Raw genomic sequence first — 20,274 nt, 5'->3', positions numbered from 1 at the left:
ACCTTGCGATGCTGAGCCCTTATATGTCGCCCGTTGAGCGGGTCTGGTTCTACAGCTTGCGGATCCTCTGCGGCTTGATCCTGTTGTTTTTGATACTGCCGGTGCTGGTGATCATCCCGCTGTCGTTCAACAGCGGCAGTTTCCTGGTGTACCCGCTGCAAGGCTTCTCGCTGCAGTGGTACCACGACTTCTTCGCCTCGGCCGAGTGGATGCGTGCACTCAAGAACAGCATCATCGTTGCGCCAGCGGCCACGGTGCTGGCCATGGTGTTCGGCACCTTGGCAGCGATTGGCCTGACCCGTGGGAATTTCCCCGGTAAGGCGCTGGTTATGGCGCTGGTGATTTCGCCGATGGTGGTGCCGGTGGTGATCATTGGCGTGGCCAGTTACCTGTTCTTTGCGCCACTGGGCCTGGGCAACAGCTTTTTCTCGCTGATCGTGGTGCACGCGGTGTTGGGCGTGCCATTTGTGATCATCACCGTGTCGGCGACCTTGCAGGGGTTCAACCATAACCTGGTGCGGGCGGCGGCCAGTCTCGGTGCTTCGCCATTGACCGCGTTTCGCCGGGTGACCTTGCCATTGATCGCACCAGGGGTGATTTCCGGGGCGCTGTTTGCTTTCGCTACTTCGTTTGATGAGGTGGTGGTCACGCTGTTTCTCGCCGGCCCCGAGCAAGCGACCCTGCCGCGCCAGATGTTCAGCGGCATCCGCGAAAACCTCAGCCCGACGATTGCTGCTGCGGCGACCTTGTTGATTGCCTTCTCGGTGTTGCTGTTGCTGACCCTGGAATGGCTGCGTGGGCGAAGCGAGAAACTGCGTACTGCGCAGGTCTGATGCCACACAGAAATCAAAATGTGGGAGCGGGCTTGCTCGCGAACGCGGTGTGTCAGCTAAACATTTAGTGACTGACAGACCGCATTCGCGAGCAAGCCCGCTCCCACATTGGTTCTGTGTCTATTCAGTTGCTGAATGCAAGACAACCAGCCTCAATCAGCTACTCTTGTCCCAGCCCATTTCCGAATAAGAGGCCGCGCACATGAGTACTTCCTCATTCAAGATCGCCCATAAACTGCTGACCGGCGCGGGCGCCATCGAACAACTGGCCTTTGAGCTCACGCGCCTGGATGTGGATAACCCGCTGATCGTCACCGACGCCGCGCTGGTCAAGTCCGGCACCGTGGCGTTGGCACTCGAACACCTGGGCGAACGCAGCTATGAAATCTTCGACCGCGTGCTGCCGGACCCGGAAATCGCCATTGTCGAAGATTGCATGCGCGTCTACCGCGACGGCGGGCATGACGGCTTGATCGGCCTGGGCGGCGGCAGTGCCATCGACATTGCCAAAAGCGTGGCCGCCTATGCCGGCTACCACGGCGCCCTGGCGGACTTGTTCGGCGTCGACCAGGTACCGCGCAAGGGGCCGCCGCTGATCGCGATTCCCACCACAGCCGGCACCGGCTCGGAAGTCACCAATGTGGCGATCCTCTCCGACAAGGTCGCGCAGCTGAAAAAGGGCATCGTCAGCGATTATCTACTGCCGGATGTGGCGCTGATCAGCCCGCAAATGACCCTGACCTGCCCGCGCAGTGTCACCGCCGCCAGCGGCGTGGATGCGCTGGTGCATGCCATTGAATCCTACCTGTCGCTGAACGCCTCGCCGATTACCGATGCATTGGCCATTGGCGCCATCAAGCTGATTGCCAACGCGTTGCCCAAGGCCTACGCCAACCCGGCCAACCTGCAGGCCCGCGACGACATGGCCACCGCCAGCCTGATGGCGGGCATGGCCTTTGGGAATGCCGGGGTCGGCGCGGTGCATGCATTGGCGTACCCGCTGGGTGGACGTTTCAATATCGCCCATGGCGTGAGCAACGCGCTGTTGCTGCCCTATGTCATGCACTGGAACAAGTTGGCCTGCGTGGAGCGCATGCAGGACATTGCCCAGGCCATGGGCGTGAATGTCACGGGGTTGAGCGTCAACGATGCCGCCGACCAAGCCGTCGAGGCAATGACGCGGCTGTGTGCCGCTGTCGAGATCCCGGCGGGGCTCCACAGTTTCGGGGTGCCTGAGGACGCCATCCCGGCCATGGCTGTTGAAGCGGCGGGGATTGAACGGCTGATGCGCAACAACCCGCGCAAGCTCAGCGCAACCGATATCGAGAAAATCTATCGGGCCGCGTACTAGCCATTGAGCCAGGTCACGGTGCGCGCGGCAAAGCATGAGGTATACAATGCGCGCCATCGTGATTTAGCTCAAAAAAGGTGCGTCATGCAGCCCTTCGTCATTGCTCCATCGATTCTCTCCGCCGATTTCGCCCGCCTGGGTGAGGAAGTGGACAAGGTGTTGGCCGCCGGTGCCGACTTCGTACACTTCGATGTCATGGACAACCACTACGTGCCCAACCTGACCATCGGCCCGATGGTCTGCGCCGCGCTGCGCAAGTACGGCATCACTGCACCCATTGATGCACACCTGATGGTCAGCCCGGTGGACCGCATCATCGGTGACTTCGTGGAAGCCGGCGCGACCTACATCACTTTCCACCCGGAAGCCTCGCTGCACGTCGACCGTACCTTGCAACTGATCCGCGAAGGCGGCTGCAAGGCGGGCCTGGTGTTCAACCCGGCCACCCCGCTGGACGTGCTCAAATACGTGATGGACAAGGTCGACATGGTCCTGCTGATGAGCGTCAACCCAGGCTTCGGCGGGCAGAAGTTCATCCCCGGCACCCTCGACAAACTGCGCGAAGCCCGTGCGTTGATCGACGCTTCTGGCCGTGACATCCGCCTGGAAATCGACGGCGGGGTCAACGTCAATAACATCCGCGAAATCGCAGCGGCTGGCGCCGACACCTTTGTGGCCGGCTCGGCGATCTTCAACGCGCCGGACTACCAGGAAGTCATCGCCAAGATGCGCGCCGAATTGGCGCTGGCACGTCCGTGAGTGGCTTTGAGCAACTGTTCCCCGGCAAATTGCCACGGCTGGTGATGTTCGATCTGGACGGTACCTTGATCGACTCGGTGCCCGACCTGGCTGCGGCGGTGGACGAGATGCTGCTCAAGCTGGGACGCAAGCCCGCCGGGATCGAGTCGGTGCGCGAGTGGGTGGGCAACGGCGCGCAGATGCTGGTGCGCCGTGCGTTGGCCAACAACATTGATGCCCAAGGGGTGGATGAGGTGGAGGCCGAACACGCCCTGGAACTGTTCAACGCCGCCTATGAAGACGGCCACGAACTGACCATGGTTTACCCCGGCGTGCGCGACACCCTCAAGTGGCTGAGCAAGCAGGGCGTGGAAATGGCCCTCATCACCAACAAGCCGGAACGCTTCGTCGCGCCGCTGTTGGACCAGATGAAAATCGGCCGGTATTTCCGCTGGATCATCGGTGGCGATACCTTGCCGCAGAAAAAACCCGACCCGGCGGCGCTGTTTTTCGTGATGAAAATGGCCAATATCCCGGCCTCGCAGTCGCTGTTTGTGGGTGATTCGCGCAGTGATGTGCTGGCGGCAAAGGCCGCGGGCGTGCAGTGTGTGGCCCTCAGTTACGGCTACAACCATGGGCGGCCGATTGCCGAAGAGTCGCCTTCATTGGTAATTGATGACCTGCGCCTGTTAATCCCCGGTTGCTTGGGAGCGGGCGCTGAGATAACGTTGCCCGATACCGATCCGTCCCCTTCTGGAAATTCCATCGTGGTGGTCACTCGCAAACTCTGGATGAAAGTCATCAAGGCCCTGGCCCGCTGGCGTTGGCGCGCCTGACTGATCCTGGCCGCGCTATGCGGCACGTTTGCATACCTGACTGTTAGACCCTCAAGCCACGAGGCACATCATGACCCGCGAAGAATTCCTGCGTTTGGCCGCTGCCGGCTACAACCGCATTCCCCTGGCCTGCGAAACGCTGGCCGACTTCGACACGCCGCTGTCGATCTACCTGAAACTGGCCGACGAGCCCAATTCCTACTTGCTCGAGTCCGTACAGGGCGGCGAGAAGTGGGGCCGTTACTCGATCATCGGCCTGCCGTGCCGCACCGTGCTGCGTGTGCACGACCATCATGTGAGCATTACCCATGATGGCGTCGAGATCGAAAGCCACGATGTAGAAGACCCGCTGGCGTTCGTCGAGGCGTTCAAAGCGCGTTACAACGTGCCGACCATCCCGGGTCTGCCGCGTTTCAACGGTGGCCTGGTGGGTTACTTCGGTTACGACTGTGTGCGTTACGTGGAAAAACGCCTGGGCAAGTGCCCGAACCCGGATCCATTGGGTGTCCCGGACATTCTGCTAATGGTCTCCGACGCGGTGGTGGTGTTCGACAACCTCGCCGGCAAAATGCACGCGATTGTGCTCGCCGACCCGGCCCAGGCCGACGCTTTCGAGAGCGGCCTGGCCAGCCTCGAAGCGCTGCTGGAAAAACTGCGCCAGCCGATCACCCCGCGTCGCGGCCTGGACCTCAGTCGTCCACCGGCAGCCGACCCGGTTTTCCGCTCCAGCTTTACCCAGGATGACTACGAGCGCGCCGTCGATACCATCAAGGAATACATCCTCGCCGGTGACTGCATGCAGGTGGTGCCGTCGCAACGCATGTCCATCGACTTCAAGGCCGCGCCGATCGATCTGTATCGCGCATTGCGCTGCTTTAACCCGACGCCGTACATGTACTTTTTCAACTTTGGTGACTTCCACGTGGTGGGCAGTTCGCCGGAGGTGCTGGTGCGCGTCGAAGACAACCTGATCACCGTGCGCCCGATCGCCGGGACGCGCCCACGTGGCGCGACTGAAGAGGCGGATTTGGCGCTGGAAGAAGACCTGCTGAGCGACGACAAGGAAATTGCCGAGCACCTGATGCTCATCGACCTGGGCCGTAACGACACCGGGCGCGTCTCGGAAATCGGTTCGGTCAAGCTCACTGAGAAGATGGTGATCGAGCGTTATTCCAACGTGATGCACATTGTGTCCAACGTCACCGGCGAGCTGAAAGCCGGCTTGACGGCGATGGACGCACTGCGCGCGATCCTGCCGGCGGGCACCTTGTCGGGCGCGCCGAAGATCCGTGCGATGGAAATCATCGACGAGTTGGAGCCGGTCAAGCGCGGTGTCTACGGCGGCGCCGTGGGGTATTTCGCCTGGAACGGCAACATGGACACGGCCATTGCAATCCGCACGGCCGTGATCAAGGACGGGGAGCTGCACGTGCAGGCCGGTGGCGGGATTGTCGCCGACTCGGTGCCGGCCCTCGAATGGGAAGAAACCCTGAACAAGCGCCGCGCGATGTTCCGCGCCGTTGCGCTGGCTGAACAGACCCCCAATTCTTGAGGTTTCCCCATGTTACTGATGATTGATAACTACGACTCCTTTACCTACAACGTTGTGCAGTACCTGGGTGAGCTCGGTGCCGAGGTCAAGGTAGTGCGCAACGACGAACTGACCGTGGCTGAAATCGCTGCGCTGAATCCGGAGCGCATCGTGGTGTCGCCAGGCCCCTGCACGCCGACCGAGGCGGGTATTTCCCTCGAAGCGATCAAGTATTTCGCCGGCAAGCTGCCGATCCTGGGCGTGTGCCTGGGCCACCAGTCCATCGGCCAGGCGTTTGGCGGTGACGTGGTGCGCGCGCGCCAGGTGATGCACGGCAAGACCAGCCCGGTGTTCCATAATGACGTGGGTGTGTTTCACGGGCTGAACCTGCCGGTGACGGTAACCCGCTACCACTCGTTGGTGGTCAAGCGTGAAACCCTGCCGGAGTGCCTGGAACTGACCGCCTGGACCCAGCTGGAAGACGGCTCGGTCGACGAGATCATGGGCCTGCGCCACAAGACACTGAATATCGAAGGGGTGCAATTTCACCCCGAGTCGATCCTGACCGAGCAGGGCTACGAGCTGTTCGCTAATTTTCTCAAGCAGAGCGGCGGCACGCGCTAAGGACTTTCCATGGATATCAAGACTGCCCTGAGCCGTATCGTCGGCCATCTGGACCTGAGCACCGCTGAAATGAGCGATGTGATGCGCGAGATCATGACCGGTCAATGCACCGATGCGCAGATCGGCGCCTTCATGATGGCAATGCGTATGAAGAGCGAGAGCATCGACGAGATCGTCGGCGCCGTGTCGGTGATGCGCGAGCTGGCGGACAAGGTTGAGCTCAAGACCCTCGACGGCGTGGTCGACGTGGTCGGCACCGGCGGTGATGGTGCCAACATCTTCAACGTGTCGACGGCCGCATCGTTTGTGGTCGCGGCGGCCGGATGCACCGTGGCCAAGCACGGCAACCGTGCAGTGTCTGGCAAGAGCGGCAGTGCCGACTTGCTGGAAGCTGCCGGCATCTACCTGAACCTGACGCCGGTCCAAGTGGCGCGTTGCATCGATAATGTCGGCATCGGCTTCATGTTTGCCCAATCCCACCATGGCGCAATGAAACACGCTGCTGGCCCGCGCAAGGACCTCGGCCTGCGCACCCTGTTCAACATGCTCGGCCCGCTTACGAATCCGGCCGGTGTGAAGCACCAGGTGGTGGGCGTATTCAGCCAGGCGCTGTGCCGGCCGTTGGCGGAAGTGTTGCAGCGCATGGGCAGCAAGCATGTGCTGGTGGTGCATTCCAAGGATGGCCTGGACGAATTCAGCCTGGCGGCACCGACCTTCGTGGCGGAGCTCAAAGATGACCAAGTCACAGAGTACTGGGTCGAGCCGGAAGATTTGGGCATGAAGAGCCAGAGCCTGCACGGCCTGGCAGTGGAAAGCCCGGCGGCGTCCCTCGAGCTGATCCGCGATGCCTTGGGGCGTCGCAAGACCGAGAATGGTCAAAAAGCCGCTGAGATGATCGTTTTGAATGCTGGCGCGGCACTTTATGCAGCCGACCATGCCTATAGTCTTAAGGAAGGGGTCGCCTTGGCCCACGATGCGCTGCACACCGGCCTGGCTCGCGAGAAGCTGGAAGAGCTGGGAGCATTCACCGCGGTATTCAAGATGGAGAATGAAGGATGAGTGTGCCAACCGTTCTGGAAAAGATCCTGGCGCGCAAGGCTGAAGAAGTCGCCGAGCGCCGCGCCCGAGTGAGCCTCGCCGAACTGGAAGCTCAGGCAAAGATCGCTGATGCGCCGCGTGGCTTCGCCAATGCGCTTATCAAGCAGGCCAGGGAAAAGCAGCCCGCCGTCATTGCTGAAATCAAAAAGGCTTCGCCCAGCAAGGGCGTGATTCGCGAGATCTTCATTCCTGAAGACATTGCCAAGAGCTATGAGAAGGGCGGGGCCACCTGCCTGTCAGTACTGACCGATATCGACTACTTCCAGGGTTCCGACCTGTTCTTGCAGCAAGCCCGCGCCGCGTGCAAGTTGCCGGTGATCCGCAAGGACTTCATGGTCGACCCGTACCAGATCGTCGAAGCCCGTGCGTTGGGCGCTGACTGCGTGTTGCTGATCGTTTCCGCCCTGGATGACGTGAAGATGGCCGAACTGGCGGCCGTGGCCAAAAGCGTCGGCCTGGATGTGTTGGTGGAAGTGCACGACGGCGATGAGCTGGAACGCGCACTTAAAACCCTCGACACACCGCTGGTGGGCGTCAACAACCGTAACCTGCACACCTTCGAAGTCAGCCTGGAAAACACACTGGACCTGCTGCCGCGAATTCCGCGCGACCGATTGGTGATCACCGAGAGTGGCATCGCCAACCGTGCTGATGTGGAGTTGATGGAGATCAGTGGTGTGTATTCGTTCCTGGTGGGTGAGACCTTCATGCGTGCCGAGAACCCTGGGGCGGAGTTGCAGCGTCTGTTCTTCCCGGAGCGTGGTGTGGCGGTCAGTGGTTCGACATTAGACTGACGTGAACACGGTCAGGATTTGAAGTGCGGTCTAAATGTGGGAGCTGGCTTGCCTGCGATAGCATCACCTCGGAGTAACTGAAGGACCGAGGTGCCTGCATCGCGGGCAAGCCCGGCTCCCACATTTGGTTTTGTGTTTACCTAGGGATATAGGTGTTTGATGGCTAAGCCGGTGTCGATGACTGTTGAAGCTGGGCTGGCCGCCGAGCAAGCCTTGCTGGCAGCCGTTTGCGCTGGTGAGCAGGAATTCGGCCTGCTGTTCTGGCAACCCAGCGATCAAGCCTTGGTGATGCCGCGTCGTTTAAGTCGGCTGCCGGCGTTCGAAACCGCTAGCCAGGTTTCGGCCGCCGCCGGTTGGCCTGTATTGCTACGCGAGACCGGTGGTGAGCCGGTGCCGCAATCAAGTGCCACGGTCAATATCGCCCTGGTCTACGCGCCACCGCGCAGCGAGGGCGATCAGAACCGCATCGAAACCGGCTACTTGCGTTTATGCCAGCCGATCTGCGACTTGCTGATCGAGCTGGGTGGCGACGCCTCTGTCGGCGAAATCGACGGGGCATTTTGCGACGGTCGCTACAACGTCAACCTTAACGGCCGCAAAATGGTCGGCACCGCGCAGCGCTGGCGCCAAAGCGGTGGCCGCCCGGTGGGGTTGGTGCACGGTGCCTTGTTGCTGGATAACGACCGGGATGCGTTGATCGCGGCGGTCAACCGCTTCAACGAAGCCTGCGGTCTCGAGCAGCGGGTTCGCGCCGACAGCCATATCGCTCTGCACGAAGCCTTCCCAGCACCGGATGCGATCAGCCGGCTGGATACCTTGTATCGTCAAATGCTGGCCAGCGTCCTGCCGGGTTAACGGGTGCCGAACACCACCATCGTCTTGCCTTTGACGTGCACCAGACTGCGCTCTTCCAAGTCCTTGAGCACGCGACCGACCATCTCCCGTGAACAGCCGACAATGCGCCCGATTTCCTGGCGTGTGACCTTGATCTGCATGCCGTCGGGGTGAGTCATGGCGTCGGGCTGTTTGCACAACTCCAGCAGGCAGCGCGCTACTCGGCCGGTGACATCAAAGAATGCCAGGTCGCCGACCTTGCGCGTGGTGTCACGCAGGCGCTGGGCAATCTGCCCGCTGAGGGCGTAGAGGATGTCGGGATCCTGCTGGGCCAGTTCGCGGAATTTGGCGTAGCTGATCTCAGCCACTTCGCACTCGATCTTGGCACGCACCCAGGCGCTGCGTTTCTGTTCCTTGCCGGCTTGTTCGAACAGCCCCAGCTCCCCAAAAAAATCTCCGGTGTTCAGGTAGGCGATGATCATTTCGCGGCCGTCTTCATCCTCGATCAGAATGGTGACCGAGCCTTTGATAATGAAGAACAGTGTTTCTGAACGTTCGCCGGCGCAGATGATGTTGTGCTTGGCCGGATGGCGACGGCGCTGGCAGTGCATCAACAGTTTGTCGAGATTCTTGATCTTGGATATGGGAGTAAGGGCAACCATGGTTGTATCCCGAAAAAACTGCGCGAGGTAGTTGGAGTTGTTGTATTCGTCGGTATCGGCATTGATACACGTTGTATAAATGGTGGCGATGCGCCACTCATTTGGCGCCAGCTTAACAGACACATCCTGTCTCGATTAGCTCATTTTCAGCGCAAACCCTGCTATTGATCGCTTTTGCGTGAAACGCTGACGCGTGCGGGCCCTGTGCTAAGCTGGCGACCCTTTTTTAGCAGTGGAGTCTGGGCGATGAAGGCACGCATCCAATGGGCGGGCGAAGCCATGTTCCTCGGTGAGTCGGGCAGTGGCCACGTGGTGGTCATGGACGGCCCGCCGGAAGCCGGTGGCCGTAACCTGGGCGTACGCCCGATGGAAATGCTCCTGCTCGGTGTAGGCGGTTGCAGCAATTTCGACGTGGTCAGCATTCTGAAAAAGTCTCGCCAGGCCGTGGAAAGCTGCGAAGCCTTCCTGGAAGCCGAGCGCGCCACCGAAGATCCCAAGGTCTTCACCAAGATCCATATGCATTTCGTGGTGAAGGGCCGGGCGTTGAAGGAAGCCCAGGTCAAGCGTGCTATCGAGCTGTCGGCTGAGAAGTACTGCTCGGCATCGATCATGCTCGGCGCGGCCGGTGTGGCCATCACCCATGATTACGAAATCATCGAATTGGGCTGATCGCTCAATCGGCAGGCAAAAAGAAAGGGCGCTGTGACGGCGCCCTTTTTTTGGCCTGGATTTTATACGCTTAGATACGATAGGTGCTTTTGGTCATGACCTTGGCCAAGAGGCTCATGCCTAACCTCACCGGCGCCGGGAAGCGGAAACCGCCAGCATCCAGTGCGCTTTCGGCGTGGTGTTCTTCATCGATACGCATCTGCTCAAGAATCGCCCGGGACTTTTCGTCTTCGGCCGGCAGTTGTTCCAGATGCTCATCCAGATGCTTGCACACCTGACGCTCGGTCGCCGCGACAAAACCCAGGCTGACCTTGTCGCTGATCAGTCCGGCAGCAGCGCCGATACCAAACGACAAGCCATAAAACAGCGGGTTCAGCACGCTGGGATGGCTGCCGAGTTGGCGAATGCGCTGCTCGCACCAGGCCAGGTGATCGATTTCCTCTTCGGCGGCATGTTCCATGGCGGCGCGTACCTGCGGCAACTTGGCGGTCAGCGCCTGGCCCTGGTACAGCGCCTGGGCACAGACTTCACCGGTGTGGTTGATGCGCATCAGGCCGGCGACGTGGCGGGTCTCGGTCTCACTCATCTGTGCGTCGGGACGCACGATGGCGGGCGAGGGGCGATACGGTTGGCCGCTGAATGGCAGCAGCGTGCGCATGGCCGTGTCGGCTTGCAGCAACAAACGGTCAATCGGCGAGTAGTGACGTTGGGTAGTCATGCTGACCTCCGGGAAGAATCTCGGCGGCCAGTTTACCGCAAGAGAGGGGGAAGCGTTTGCGCCGCGTCAAGGGCATGGGGTCGCAGCCTGGGGCACGACCCTTGCTCGAGGGCCGATCAGCCCGGCGGCCAGTTCATCTGGCGCTGACCCAGCACGTGCATATGGATGTGATAAACGGTCTGCCCGCCGTCTTCGTTGCAGTTCATCACCACACGAAAACCTTTTTCGCAGCCTTGCTCAACGGCCAGGCGCTGGGCGGTGAACAGAATATGGCCTGCTAGGGCTTTGTCGTCTTCAGTCAGGTCGTTCAACGTGCGGATAGGTTTCTTAGGAATGACCAGAAAATGCACGGGTGCCTGCGGTGCAATATCGTGGAAGGCCAGGACCTGGTCATCCTCGTAGATAATCTTCGCGGGTATTTCTCTGTTGATGATCTTGGTGAACAGAGTATCCACAGCTGTTTCTCCATTATGAATGTGCAGGGTGAGTGTACTCAGCCGGTCAGCGCGGGCAATAGGCCTTGTTAATGGCACCGGCGATCTTGCGGGTCAGCCATCGGGGGCTGAAACGTGGGCTGAAGGCGATCCAGCGGTTGCGTCGGCCGGGAATGATGATGGCTTTGTTCTTTTCCAGGGCGCGCACGGTATAAAGCGCCACTTCTTCGGGGCTCATCAGTTGTTGGCTGCCGTCGAGCTTGGCGGTGTCCATTTGCGCGGTGCCGAAGAATGCGGTGCGTGTCGGGCCGGGGCAGAGGACCGAGACCTTGATGCCGCAGGTCTTCAATTCTTCGCGCAGACCTTCGGAAAAGTGCAGTACGTAGGCTTTGCTGGCGTAGTAGGTGCTCATCCACGGGCCTGGCTGGAATGCCGCGACGGACGCCACATTGAGAATCTGCCCGCCGCCTTGCAGGGCCATGGTGTTACCCAGGGCATGGCACATACGGGTCAGGGCCAGGATGTTGACCTCCATGAGGTCCTGCTCGGTCATCCAGTCCTGAGCCAGGAAGGGGCCGCTGGTGCCGATGCCGGCGCAGTTCACCAGCAAGTCGATCTGCCGTTCGCCTTCTTCAAGCTCCAGCAGGAACCCGGACAAGCGCAGTGGCTCGCCCAGGTCGCAGGCCCGGAACAGCACCTCGACACCGAAGCGTTGAGTCAATTCGATTGCAATGCTTTCCAACTGATCACGCTGGCGGGCCACCAGAATCAAGCTGCGGCCGCGACGGGCCAGCGCTTCGGCCAAGGCCAGGCCGATGCCGCTGGAGGCGCCGGTGATCAGAGCGTAACGGGTCATGCCTTTCTCCATCGCACCACCGCCGCGCCTGTGACAAAGGCATCACAGGCCGGGGCGTTTCTTTACTGTTCTGGAGAGTCTACAGGTTCGCCCGCTTCGTCAGCACTTTGCGCTTCGTCTTCTTCTACGGCCGTGGCTTGGTCGGCATCTTCATCGGCGGTGATGGAGCTGCTTTCGTAGCTGCTGTCCATGTTGGCTTCGAGTTGGTTCAGGTAACCGTTCATGCCCAGGGTCACCACGATGGCGAGCATGACTGGGATAAACGCCAACCACAGCGTGGCCAGGACTTTTACCGCCGTGGAGTTGCGGGGTGGTGGCGCGCCGTATTGATTGGCGCCTGCATTCCCTGGCAATACCAGCAACAGGATCGGGAAGACGCTGTTCACCAGCGGTACCAGGTTGAGGAAATACAGCCAGCCTGACCACCCCAGATCGTGCAGGCGCTGCACACCGATTTGTACACTGACCCACACAAGCGCAACAAACAACGCGAGACCCAGCAACACCCCAAGGATGGTACCTGCGGTTGGCGAGGCGGTGGCTACCGCAAAGCTGACGGTGCTGATGATGCCACCCGCGACCAGCATCGCTAGGGTCAACACCAGGGTCCAGGCGAGATACCGCAGTCGCCCGATGCGCCCGTGGATAGTGAAGACTTTAAGAGTGGAATACTCCGGCAGGTTTTCACCTACGGCAGCGCGCGGCGGTGCATAGGGTGAAGCGGCCGGGCGGGAGAAGTCGGAAGCGCCGGAATCCGTCTCATGGGTTTCGGCGAGGCTGAAGGCTACGGGTTGTTCGGCTTCGATGCGTGCGTCGACCCCGGCGTTTTTCAGCGCGGTGAGGTAGGTTTCCGCATCCGGGCGCGACAGGTCACGTTTGAGCGCAACCGGGCGGCCGGTGAAGAGCTTCTCGATGGCTTCAACTTCGCTCTTGAACAGCTCGGCCAGGTTCAGTTTGGCCGTGGTGCTTTCGACACCCGGGAGCAAGGCCCCATCAAACACAATCTTGAAACGGTTGTCGCTCATGCGGGCTTCCTTGTCACTTGTTCAGGGAGGTGGTGCAGGCCCGCTCAATTGGCGGGACTTGCGGTTGGGTCAGCGTGGCCAGCGCAGTTGAGCGGCCTGTTCGCGTGCCTTGCGGTATTCGGCATCGAGGCGCGCAACCAGTTCATCGACGCTTGGCAAATCATCAATTTCACCGACGCCTTGGCCGGCAGACCATACAGTCTTCCATGCTTTAGCCTCGTCGCTCAACGGTTTGAGCTTGGAGCCGAAATTGACTTCGCCTTTGCCTTGCAGGGCTGCGAGGTCGAAACCGGCGTTTTCCAGGCTCTGGCGCATAAAGCTGGCGGGGACGCCGGAGACAGCAGGAGTGTGCACGATGTCGGCGGCGCGCGATGTGAGCAGCATCTCTTTATAGGCATCCGGGGCATGGCTTTCGGTGGTACCGATAAAGCGAGTGCCGAAATAGGCCAGGTCGGCGCCGAGCAGTTGGGCGGCGAGCATCTCGTGCCCGTGGTTGAGGCAGCCGGCCAGCAGTAGTGTTTTGTCGAAGAACTGGCGAATCTCGGCGATCAGTGCGAAGGGGCTCCAAGTGCCAGCATGGCCGCCGGCACCTGCAGCTACGGCGATCAGGCCATCCACGCCGGCTTCGGCCGCTTTCTCAGCGTGGCGCCGAGTGGTGACGTCGTGGAACACCAGGCCACCGTAGCTGTGCACGGCGTCTACCAATTCCTTCACAGCGCCCAGGCTGGTAATGACGATCGGCACTTTGTGTTCAACGCAGATCGCCAGGTCTGCCTCCAGGCGCGGGTTGCTGTTGTGCACGATCAGGTTGACGGCGTAGGGCGCAGGATTGTCCAGCGCTGCCAGGCCCGCTTCGATTTCCTCCAGCCATGCCTTGAACCCGCTGCTTTCGCGTTGGTTAAGCGCCGGGAAGCTCCCGACCACCCCATTGCGACAGCACGCCAGGACCAGTTGCGGGTTGGAAATCAGAAACATCGGCGCAACCACGACGGGCAGGCGCAGACGTTGTTCAAGCAGAGCGGGCAGCGACATTGGAGGTACCCCGGGTAATTGAAGTTAGAACGGTTTGACCACGACCAAAATTACGATAGCCAGCAATATCAGAACGGGTACTTCGTTGAACCAGCGATAAAAGACATGGCTGCGGGTGTTTTCGCCACGGGCGAAACGTTTTACCTGCGCACCGCACATATGGTGGTAGCCGATCAGCAACACCACCAGCGTCAGCTTGGCGTGGATCCAGGCGCCCGATTGAAAGATGCCAGGGTTAAGGGCGATCAGCCAGATACCGAATACCAGGCTGGCCACCATCGCCGGTCCCATGATGCCGCGATACAACTTGCGCTCCATGACGCTGAAGCGTTCCTTGCTGACGGTGTCCTCGCTTTGGGCGTGGTAGACGAACAGGCGTGGCAGGTAGAACAGCCCGGCAAACCAGCAGACGATGCTGACAATGTGGAAGGCTTTGATCCATAGATAGAGCATTTCTAGTTATTCCCAGGTTCACGGTAACTGAAGATAGTAGTGGCTCATGCGCCCGTACGTCACGTTGACGGTTGTCGCAGGACGATACGGCCCCTATTATCGACGGCTTTCCAGTGGTTCGTTGAGGGCAGGTTTATGGTCAAGGTCGGTATCGTCGGCGGCACGGGTTACACCGGTGTCGAATTGCTGCGTCTGTTGGCTCAACATCCGCAAGCTGAGGTGGTGGTCATCACCTCCCGATCCGAGGCCGGCCTGGCCGTGGCCGACATGTATCCGAACCTGCGAGGCCATTACGATGGCCTGGCGTTCAGCGTTCCGGACATCAAGACCCTGGGTGCCTGCGACGTGGTGTTCTTCGCCACCCCTCATGGTGTTGCCCATGCCTTGGCCGGTGAGCTGCTGGCCGCGGGCACCAAGGTGATCGATCTGTCGGCGGATTTCCGTTTGCAGGACGCTGATGAGTGGGCCAAGTGGTATGGCCAGCCTCACGGTGCGCCGGAATTGCTGAAAGAGGCTGTCTATGGCCTGCCGGAAGTCAATCGTGAGCAGATCAAGCAAGCGCGTTTAATCGCGGTACCGGGTTGCTATCCGACAGCGACTCAGCTGGGTTTCCTGCCATTGCTGGAAGCTGGGTTGGCGGACGCTTCGCGCTTGATCGCAGACTGCAAGTCGGGCGTGAGCGGCGCTGGTCGTGGCGCGGCGGTCGGTTCGCTTTACTCCGAGACGGCGGAAAGCATGAAGGCCTATGCGGTAAAAGGGCATCGTCACTTGCCGGAAATCCGCCAGGGGCTGCGTCGCGCGGCCGGTAAAGACGTGGGCCTGACGTTCGTACCGCACCTGACGCCGATGATTCGCGGCATTCACTCTACGTTGTACGCAACGGTGGTTGATCGCTCGGTAGACCTGCAGGCGCTGTTCGAAAAACGTTATGCCAACGAACCGTTCGTCGACGTTATGCCCGCCGGCAGCCATCCGGAAACCCGCAGCGTGCGCGGCGCCAATGTGTGCCGGATTGCCGTGCATCGTCCGCAGGATGGCGATCTGGTCGTGGTGCTGTCGGTGATCGATAACCTGGTCAAGGGCGCGTCGGGCCAGGCGGTGCAGAACATGAACATCTTGTTTGGCCTGGATGAGAAGCTGGGCTTGTCCCACGCAGGCATGCTGCCTTAACGCTGTTCAGCGGTTAAGCAAAAGGCCCGTGATCGGGCCTTTTGTGTTTTTAATGGCGGCAGCGCAGATTGATATACCGTAACAATAGTTGACCGCTTTTCTAGGAGAAGCGGATAATGCCCGCCATTACGCATATGGCGGCGGTACGCCGGGAGATTATCAGCATGAGCGTTGAATCCTTCACCCCCACGGCTTTGCAATTCACCCACGGTGCTGCGCACAAGGTGAAGAGCCTGGTCGATGAAGAGGGTAATGATCGCTTGAAGCTGCGCGTATTTGTTACGGGCGGCGGTTGTTCAGGGTTTCAGTACGGTTTTACCTTCGATGAAGATGTAGCCGATGATGACACCATCGTTGAGCGCGAAGGCGTGAGTTTGGTCGTGGACCCGATGAGCTTCCAATATTTGGCAGGCGCCGAGGTGGATTATCAGGAAGGTCTGGAAGGTTCGCGTTTCGTGATCAAGAACCCTAACGCTACCACCACCTGTGGTTGCGGGTCTTCGTTCTCGATCTGATCGACAGGGCATGCAAAAACGCCGCTTGGCTGTGATAGGCCAAGCGGCGTTTTGCTGTCTGCGGATCCTGGAAGCGGTCAGGCAGGGTAGATCGCGCCCAGTACCCGAAGCCCGCGTGCACCGGTGACGCTGGGGCGGTTGGCGGCAATGCCTTCAAGGCAGCAATGGGCCAGCCAGGCGAAGGCCATGGCTTCTACCCAGTCGGGGTCCACGCCGTAGGTGGCGGTGCTGCTGACCTGGGTTGATGGCAACAACGCGGCCAGCCGACTCATCAGCGTGGCGTTGTGAGCGCCGCCACCACACACCAGCAGCGTTTCTGTCTGGGGCTGGGCGGACTGTAGGGAATCGACAATGGTCAGGGCGGTCAGCTCCAGCAGCGTGGCCTGCACATCCTCAGGCTCGAAAGCGGGTAAGTGGCCGAGGTGTTGGTGCAGCCATCCCAGGTTGAACACTTCGCGCCCGGTGCTTTTAGGGCCCTTGGTCACGAAGAATGGGTCACTGAGCAAGTCGTTGAGTAGTTGAGGCTCTACTTTGCCGCTCGCCGCCCACTGTCCATCACGATCAAAGTGTTCGCCGCGTTGTTGGTGTATCCATGCATCCAGCAGGACATTGCCTGGGCCGCAGTCGAAGCCGGCTACAGGTTTGCCGGTCTCGATCAGGCTGAGATTGCTGAAACCTCCCACATTCAATACCGCGCGGTTACCGGTGTGTTCACCGAACAGTGCTTCATGGAATGCAGGCACCAGCGGGGCGCCCTGGCCGCCGGCGGCAACATCACGACTGCGGAAGTCGCTGACCACGGTGATACCCGTCAGCTCGGTGAGCAGGGCTGGGTTGCCGATTTGCACGGTGAAGCCCCGGGCGGGTTCATGGCGGATGGTCTGGCCATGGCTGCCAATTGCGCGAATGTCCTGAGGCTTGAGGTTTTGTTGATCGAGCAGCGTGTGAATGCCTTGAGCAGCAAGACTCACCCAGTTCTGTTGGGCAATGGCTGAACGGGCGATCTCATCTGGGCCGCTGGCGCACAGAGCAAGCAACTCCGCGCGCAGGGTTTCCGGCATGGGAATGTAGTGCGTGGCGATCAGCTTGATCGCCGGATCTTGCTCGATCAAGGCAATGTCCAGTCCATCGAGGCTGGTCCCGGACATCACGCCTAAATAGAGCGCCATACCTTAACGCTTCGCCGAAGCCAACAGGGTGGAGCGCTCCTGGTCCATGCGTGCCATCAATGGCTGGCTCTGTTGCATGAAGCGTGCACGCTCGGCCTTGGCGATCGGGTCGGCCATCGGCAGCTTCTGGCCGAGCGGGTCGACGTGTACGCCATTGACTTGGAACTCATAGTGCAAGTGCGGCCCGGTAGAGAGGCCAGTGGTACCGATATAGCCGATCACTTGGCCTTGCTTCACGGTGCCGCCGGTTTGCACACCCTTGGCAAAGCCTTGCATGTGGCCATACAGCGTACGGTAGGTGTTGCCGTGCTGGATGATCACGGTATTGCCGTAGCCACCACGACGGCCGGCCAGCAGCACTTTGCCGTCGCCTGCTGCCTTGATCGGCGTGCCACGTGGCGCGGCATAGTCGACGCCTTTGTGGGCGCGGATTTTGTTCAGAATTGGATGCTTGCGACCCATGGAGAAACGCGAGCTAATGCGAGCGAAGTCTACCGGAGTACGGATGAAGGCCTTGCGCATGCTATTGCCGTCGGCGGTGTAGTAGCTGCTATTGCCTTGCTTGTTGGTGTAGCGCACGGCGGTGTAGGTCTTGCCGCGGTTGGTGAAGCGTGCGGAGAGGATGTTGCCAGTGCCGACCACTTTGCCGTTGGCGACTTTCTGCTCGTAGATCACATCAAATTCGTCGCCTTGACGGATGTCCTGTGCGAAGTCGATGTCGTAGCCAAACACACTGGCCATGTCCATGGTCATGCTGTGGGACAGTCCGGCGCGGGCGGCAGATTGCGACAGGGAGCTGTTGATCACGCCGTGAACGTAAGCGGAGCGCATCACCGGTTTGGTGGTGATGCGGTTGAAGGCAAAGCCCTTGGCGCCTTTGGTCAGCGTGATGCTTTCAAGGTCGCTGACGGTACTGTGGAGGTTGTTGAGCTGGCCGTCGGGGGTCAGTTCGAATTCAAGTTTTTGACCGCGTTTGAGCTGGGTGAATTGCTTGGCTTGTTTGTCGCTTGCCAGTACGTCGTTGACGGTAGCGGCAGGCAGGCCGACTTTCTCGAACAGTGTCGAAAGTGTATCGCCCTTACCCACGATGACTTCGCGGTGCTGAGGACTCTTGGCCACCTCAACAGTCGGCGCAGACTGCGTCGCGGCAGCTTGCTGTGTGTCTTCCGGGCTGTTTTCTATCTGGGCGAACGGTGAGTCGGCGGGTGCATTTGTGGCTTGTTGCGCGTCGGAAGCGTCTTGATCTTGTGTCAGTTGTTCAACTGGACTTTCCAGGTCAAGGCTCAGGGATGTTCGTTTGGCTTCTACGTCACTGGAAGGGAATACCAGGAGTGCCAGGCTGAGAAGGGCGGCGATGCCACTTGCGGCGAGCAAGTGGGTCTTCGGGTAAAGCGGCGGCGCTTTAGACGGTTCAGTGGTCATAGGTAATTTTGACTTTGAAGATGAAATGGAAAAGATGAATGACATGATGAAGATGAAATAACTGTATAAAATATAACCAAATCATCTGTGGCGCAAGCTCGCGAACGCTGGGCTTGCTGAACGGTGTCCGTTCGCAGGGCAAAACTTGTAATTAGTCCCTGATCTTGTATGGTTGGTTCCCTTTTGAATCTGAGCCTTGCGGGTCTGTTATGAAGTCGGTTGAAGAGCAGCTAGCGCTGATAAAACGTGGTGCGGAAGAACTGTTGGTCGAAGCTGAGCTGATCGAAAAGCTCAAGCGTGGTCAGCCCCTGCGTATTAAGGCTGGCTTTGATCCGACCGCGCCGGATCTGCACCTGGGTCACACCGTGCTTATTAATAAGCTGCGTCAGTTCCAGGAGCTGGGGCATCAGGTCATCTTCCTTATAGGTGATTTCACCGGGATGATCGGTGACCCAAGTGGCAAGAGTGCCACGCGCCCGCCGTTGACCCGTGAACAGGTACTCGATAACGCCGAGACCTACAAGACACAAGTATTCAAGATTCTTGATCCGGCCAAGACCGAGGTGGCGTTCAATTCCACTTGGATGGATCAGATGGGGCCGGCGGACTTCATTCGCTTGACCTCCCAGTACACCGTTGCGCGCATGCTTGAGCGTGATGACTTCGACAAGCGTTACTCCACCAACCAACCGATCGCTATTCATGAGTTCCTCTATCCGCTGGTTCAGGGCTACGACTCGGTAGCGTTACGTGCTGATGTTGAGCTGGGTGGTACTGATCAGAAATTCAACCTCTTGATGGGGCGTGAACTGCAGCGTGCGTATGGGCAGGAGGCTCAGTGCATTCTGACCATGCCGTTGCTGGAGGGGTTGGATGGCGTCAAGAAGATGTCCAAGTCCCTGGGTAACTATGTCGGTATCCAGGAAGCGCCGGGTGTGATGTACGGCAAGCTGGTTTCGATTCCTGATGCGCTGATGTGGCGCTACTTCGAGTTGCTGAGCTTCCGCTCGATGGACGAGATCAACGCGCTGCGTGCTGAGGTAGAGGCGGGCGCTAACCCGCGTGACGTGAAAATCAAGCTGGCGGAAGAGATCGTTGCGCGCTTCCATGGTGAAGAGGCTGCGGCCAATGCTCACCGTGCGGCGGGTAACCGTATGAAGGATGGCGAGCTGCCGGATGATCTGCCGGAGATTGAGCTGTCCGCAGCCGAGGCGATGCCGATCGCTGCTGTCCTTAATAAGGCGGGCTTGGTGAAGAACTCGGCGGTTGCGCGTGATCTGTTGGGTTCCGGTGGTGTGCGTATAGATGGTGAGGTTGTAGATCGAACCTTTATATACGAGCTGGGCGCTACCCACGTTTGCCAGGCTGGAAAGAAGGCATTTGCGCGTATTACGCTTAAATCCGAATAAACCTGAAATTAAGTGTTGACGGCGATTTATATCTGTCTATAATTCGCCCCACTTCCGGCGCAGTCGAAACGGAAAACTCCTTGGTAAACAAAGAGTTATGC

General features: G+C 59.7%; 22 protein-coding genes. 13 read left to right on the top strand and 9 right to left on the bottom strand.

Translation table 11 applies throughout. From position 1 onward, the window contains the following. Positions 1-8: 8 nt before the first annotated feature. The 9 genes from JBO08_RS11175 (at position 9) to JBO08_RS11135 (ending at position 8,660) form a co-directional block, all read left to right on the top strand. Positions 9-833, top strand: a complete 825-nt coding sequence (locus tag JBO08_RS11175) for an ABC transporter permease (protein ID WP_003176462.1) — start codon at positions 9-11, stop codon at positions 831-833. 202 nt (positions 834-1,035) lie between these two features. Next, a complete protein-coding gene (locus JBO08_RS11170; protein WP_065871775.1) occupies positions 1,036-2,184 on the top strand; it encodes an iron-containing alcohol dehydrogenase in 1,149 nt (382 codons plus the stop codon). Positions 2,185-2,268: 84 nt separating this feature from the next. Beyond that, positions 2,269-2,943, top strand: a complete 675-nt coding sequence (rpe, locus tag JBO08_RS11165; RefSeq protein WP_034101050.1) for a ribulose-phosphate 3-epimerase — start codon at positions 2,269-2,271, stop codon at positions 2,941-2,943. Further along, a complete protein-coding gene (locus tag JBO08_RS11160) occupies positions 2,940-3,758 on the top strand; it encodes a phosphoglycolate phosphatase (RefSeq protein ID WP_065881617.1) in 819 nt (272 codons plus the stop codon). The genes rpe and JBO08_RS11160 overlap by 4 nt, the downstream gene beginning before the upstream one ends. Positions 3,759-3,828: 70 nt before the next feature. Next, positions 3,829-5,310 (top strand): anthranilate synthase component I, encoded by a 1,482-nt coding sequence (trpE, locus tag JBO08_RS11155; RefSeq protein ID WP_065871773.1) that lies wholly within the window; start codon positions 3,829-3,831, stop codon positions 5,308-5,310. Between the two features lie 9 nt (positions 5,311-5,319). After that, positions 5,320-5,913: an aminodeoxychorismate/anthranilate synthase component II gene (locus JBO08_RS11150; RefSeq protein WP_049711280.1), complete on the top strand. Its 594-nt coding sequence runs from the start codon at positions 5,320-5,322 to the stop codon at positions 5,911-5,913. 9 nt (positions 5,914-5,922) lie between these two features. Beyond that, complete coding sequence (gene trpD, locus JBO08_RS11145) at positions 5,923-6,972, top strand: anthranilate phosphoribosyltransferase (RefSeq protein ID WP_049711281.1); 1,050 nt, start codon at positions 5,923-5,925, stop codon at positions 6,970-6,972. Continuing rightward, positions 6,969-7,805: an indole-3-glycerol phosphate synthase TrpC gene (gene trpC, locus JBO08_RS11140; protein WP_065871771.1), complete on the top strand. Its 837-nt coding sequence runs from the start codon at positions 6,969-6,971 to the stop codon at positions 7,803-7,805. The genes trpD and trpC overlap by 4 nt, the downstream gene beginning before the upstream one ends. Before the next feature lie 159 nt (positions 7,806-7,964). Beyond that, positions 7,965-8,660 carry a lipoyl protein ligase domain-containing protein gene (locus JBO08_RS11135; protein WP_065881616.1) on the top strand — a complete coding sequence of 232 codons (696 nt, stop codon included), beginning with the start codon at positions 7,965-7,967 and terminating at the stop codon, positions 8,658-8,660. Here JBO08_RS11135 and crp read toward each other — a convergent pair. Then, complete coding sequence (gene crp, locus JBO08_RS11130; RefSeq protein WP_065871978.1) at positions 8,657-9,301, bottom strand: cAMP-activated global transcriptional regulator CRP; 645 nt, start codon at positions 9,299-9,301, stop codon at positions 8,657-8,659. The two genes, JBO08_RS11135 and crp, sit on opposite strands and share 4 nt — an antisense overlap. A gap of 246 nt (positions 9,302-9,547) precedes the next feature. Here crp and JBO08_RS11125 point away from each other — a divergent pair, with 246 nt between their 5' ends. Further along, positions 9,548-9,970 carry an OsmC family protein gene (locus JBO08_RS11125; RefSeq protein WP_005792019.1) on the top strand — a complete coding sequence of 141 codons (423 nt, stop codon included), beginning with the start codon at positions 9,548-9,550 and terminating at the stop codon, positions 9,968-9,970. Between the two features lie 70 nt (positions 9,971-10,040). Here the strand turns inward: JBO08_RS11125 and coq7 are convergent, their stop codons facing one another. From coq7 to hemJ, 6 genes are all read right to left on the bottom strand, one after another. Then, positions 10,041-10,688 carry a 2-polyprenyl-3-methyl-6-methoxy-1,4-benzoquinone monooxygenase gene (gene coq7 / locus JBO08_RS11120; RefSeq protein ID WP_065871769.1) on the bottom strand — a complete coding sequence of 216 codons (648 nt, stop codon included), beginning with the start codon at positions 10,686-10,688 and terminating at the stop codon, positions 10,041-10,043. Between the two features lie 116 nt (positions 10,689-10,804). Next, entirely contained in the window at positions 10,805-11,143 is a 339-nt protein-coding gene (locus JBO08_RS11115; protein ID WP_003194682.1) for a histidine triad nucleotide-binding protein, read from the bottom strand. Between the two features lie 46 nt (positions 11,144-11,189). Then, positions 11,190-11,978 carry an SDR family oxidoreductase gene (locus tag JBO08_RS11110; protein WP_065871768.1) on the bottom strand — a complete coding sequence of 263 codons (789 nt, stop codon included), beginning with the start codon at positions 11,976-11,978 and terminating at the stop codon, positions 11,190-11,192. Between the two features lie 62 nt (positions 11,979-12,040). Then, positions 12,041-13,003 (bottom strand): DUF805 domain-containing protein, encoded by a 963-nt coding sequence (locus tag JBO08_RS11105; protein ID WP_065871767.1) that lies wholly within the window; start codon positions 13,001-13,003, stop codon positions 12,041-12,043. Positions 13,004-13,072: 69 nt separating this feature from the next. Next, positions 13,073-14,035, bottom strand: coding sequence for a nitronate monooxygenase family protein (locus tag JBO08_RS11100; RefSeq protein ID WP_065871766.1), 963 nt, complete (start codon positions 14,033-14,035; stop codon positions 13,073-13,075). A gap of 24 nt (positions 14,036-14,059) precedes the next feature. Then, entirely contained in the window at positions 14,060-14,488 is a 429-nt protein-coding gene (gene hemJ, locus JBO08_RS11095; protein ID WP_065871765.1) for a protoporphyrinogen oxidase HemJ, read from the bottom strand. A gap of 135 nt (positions 14,489-14,623) precedes the next feature. On the opposite strand from hemJ, the gene argC reads away from it, so the two are divergent. Next, entirely contained in the window at positions 14,624-15,658 is a 1,035-nt protein-coding gene (argC, locus tag JBO08_RS11090) for an N-acetyl-gamma-glutamyl-phosphate reductase (protein ID WP_065871764.1), read from the top strand. Positions 15,659-15,822: 164 nt separating this feature from the next. Continuing rightward, on the top strand, positions 15,823-16,173 hold the full coding sequence (erpA, locus tag JBO08_RS11085) for an iron-sulfur cluster insertion protein ErpA (protein WP_003176443.1): 351 nt from the start codon (positions 15,823-15,825) through the stop codon (positions 16,171-16,173). A gap of 77 nt (positions 16,174-16,250) precedes the next feature. Here erpA and JBO08_RS11080 read toward each other — a convergent pair whose 3' ends face one another. Next, entirely contained in the window at positions 16,251-17,342 is a 1,092-nt protein-coding gene (locus JBO08_RS11080; protein WP_065891387.1) for an anhydro-N-acetylmuramic acid kinase, read from the bottom strand. A gap of 3 nt (positions 17,343-17,345) precedes the next feature. Beyond that, on the bottom strand, positions 17,346-18,764 hold the full coding sequence (locus JBO08_RS11075; protein ID WP_065871762.1) for a peptidoglycan DD-metalloendopeptidase family protein: 1,419 nt from the start codon (positions 18,762-18,764) through the stop codon (positions 17,346-17,348). 209 nt (positions 18,765-18,973) lie between these two features. Here JBO08_RS11075 and tyrS point away from each other — a divergent pair, with 209 nt between their 5' ends. Further along, the gene (tyrS, locus tag JBO08_RS11070; RefSeq protein WP_065881612.1) at positions 18,974-20,173 is read left to right on the top strand and encodes a tyrosine--tRNA ligase; all 1,200 of its coding nucleotides are present in this window, start codon (positions 18,974-18,976) and stop codon (positions 20,171-20,173) included. Positions 20,174-20,274: the final 101 nt, after the last annotated feature.

It is taken from the genome of Pseudomonas sp. LAP_36 (assembly GCF_019456785.1).
In the GTDB taxonomy this organism is placed as follows: domain Bacteria; phylum Pseudomonadota; class Gammaproteobacteria; order Pseudomonadales; family Pseudomonadaceae; genus Aquipseudomonas; species Aquipseudomonas tritici.
Note: the sequence above shows the minus strand (reverse complement) of the source record. Positions and strands in the feature narration are given on the sequence as shown.

Excerpts from the sequence above, each read along its gene's own strand:
- trpC (WP_065871771.1), top strand. The coding sequence starts at position 6,969 with ATGAGTGTGCCAACCGTTCTGGAAAAGATCCTGGCGCGCAAGGCTGAA.
- JBO08_RS11150 (WP_049711280.1), top strand. The coding sequence starts at position 5,320 with ATGTTACTGATGATTGATAACTACGACTCCTTTACCTACAACGTTGTG.
- JBO08_RS11075 (WP_065871762.1), bottom strand. The coding sequence starts at position 18,764 with ATGACCACTGAACCGTCTAAAGCGCCGCCGCTTTACCCGAAGACCCAC.
- rpe (WP_034101050.1), top strand. The coding sequence starts at position 2,269 with ATGCAGCCCTTCGTCATTGCTCCATCGATTCTCTCCGCCGATTTCGCC.
- JBO08_RS11125 (WP_005792019.1), top strand. The coding sequence starts at position 9,548 with ATGAAGGCACGCATCCAATGGGCGGGCGAAGCCATGTTCCTCGGTGAG.
- JBO08_RS11100 (WP_065871766.1), bottom strand. The coding sequence starts at position 14,035 with ATGTCGCTGCCCGCTCTGCTTGAACAACGTCTGCGCCTGCCCGTCGTG.
- trpD (WP_049711281.1), top strand. The coding sequence starts at position 5,923 with ATGGATATCAAGACTGCCCTGAGCCGTATCGTCGGCCATCTGGACCTG.
- JBO08_RS11110 (WP_065871768.1), bottom strand. The coding sequence starts at position 11,978 with ATGACCCGTTACGCTCTGATCACCGGCGCCTCCAGCGGCATCGGCCTG.
- JBO08_RS11080 (WP_065891387.1), bottom strand. The coding sequence starts at position 17,342 with ATGGCGCTCTATTTAGGCGTGATGTCCGGGACCAGCCTCGATGGACTG.
- trpE (WP_065871773.1), top strand. The coding sequence starts at position 3,829 with ATGACCCGCGAAGAATTCCTGCGTTTGGCCGCTGCCGGCTACAACCGC.
- argC (WP_065871764.1), top strand. The coding sequence starts at position 14,624 with ATGGTCAAGGTCGGTATCGTCGGCGGCACGGGTTACACCGGTGTCGAA.
- erpA (WP_003176443.1), top strand. The coding sequence starts at position 15,823 with ATGAGCGTTGAATCCTTCACCCCCACGGCTTTGCAATTCACCCACGGT.
- JBO08_RS11170 (WP_065871775.1), top strand. The coding sequence starts at position 1,036 with ATGAGTACTTCCTCATTCAAGATCGCCCATAAACTGCTGACCGGCGCG.
- hemJ (WP_065871765.1), bottom strand. The coding sequence starts at position 14,488 with ATGCTCTATCTATGGATCAAAGCCTTCCACATTGTCAGCATCGTCTGC.
- JBO08_RS11135 (WP_065881616.1), top strand. The coding sequence starts at position 7,965 with ATGGCTAAGCCGGTGTCGATGACTGTTGAAGCTGGGCTGGCCGCCGAG.
- JBO08_RS11175 (WP_003176462.1), top strand. The coding sequence starts at position 9 with ATGCTGAGCCCTTATATGTCGCCCGTTGAGCGGGTCTGGTTCTACAGC.
- JBO08_RS11105 (WP_065871767.1), bottom strand. The coding sequence starts at position 13,003 with ATGAGCGACAACCGTTTCAAGATTGTGTTTGATGGGGCCTTGCTCCCG.
- crp (WP_065871978.1), bottom strand. The coding sequence starts at position 9,301 with ATGGTTGCCCTTACTCCCATATCCAAGATCAAGAATCTCGACAAACTG.
- coq7 (WP_065871769.1), bottom strand. The coding sequence starts at position 10,688 with ATGACTACCCAACGTCACTACTCGCCGATTGACCGTTTGTTGCTGCAA.
- tyrS (WP_065881612.1), top strand. The coding sequence starts at position 18,974 with ATGAAGTCGGTTGAAGAGCAGCTAGCGCTGATAAAACGTGGTGCGGAA.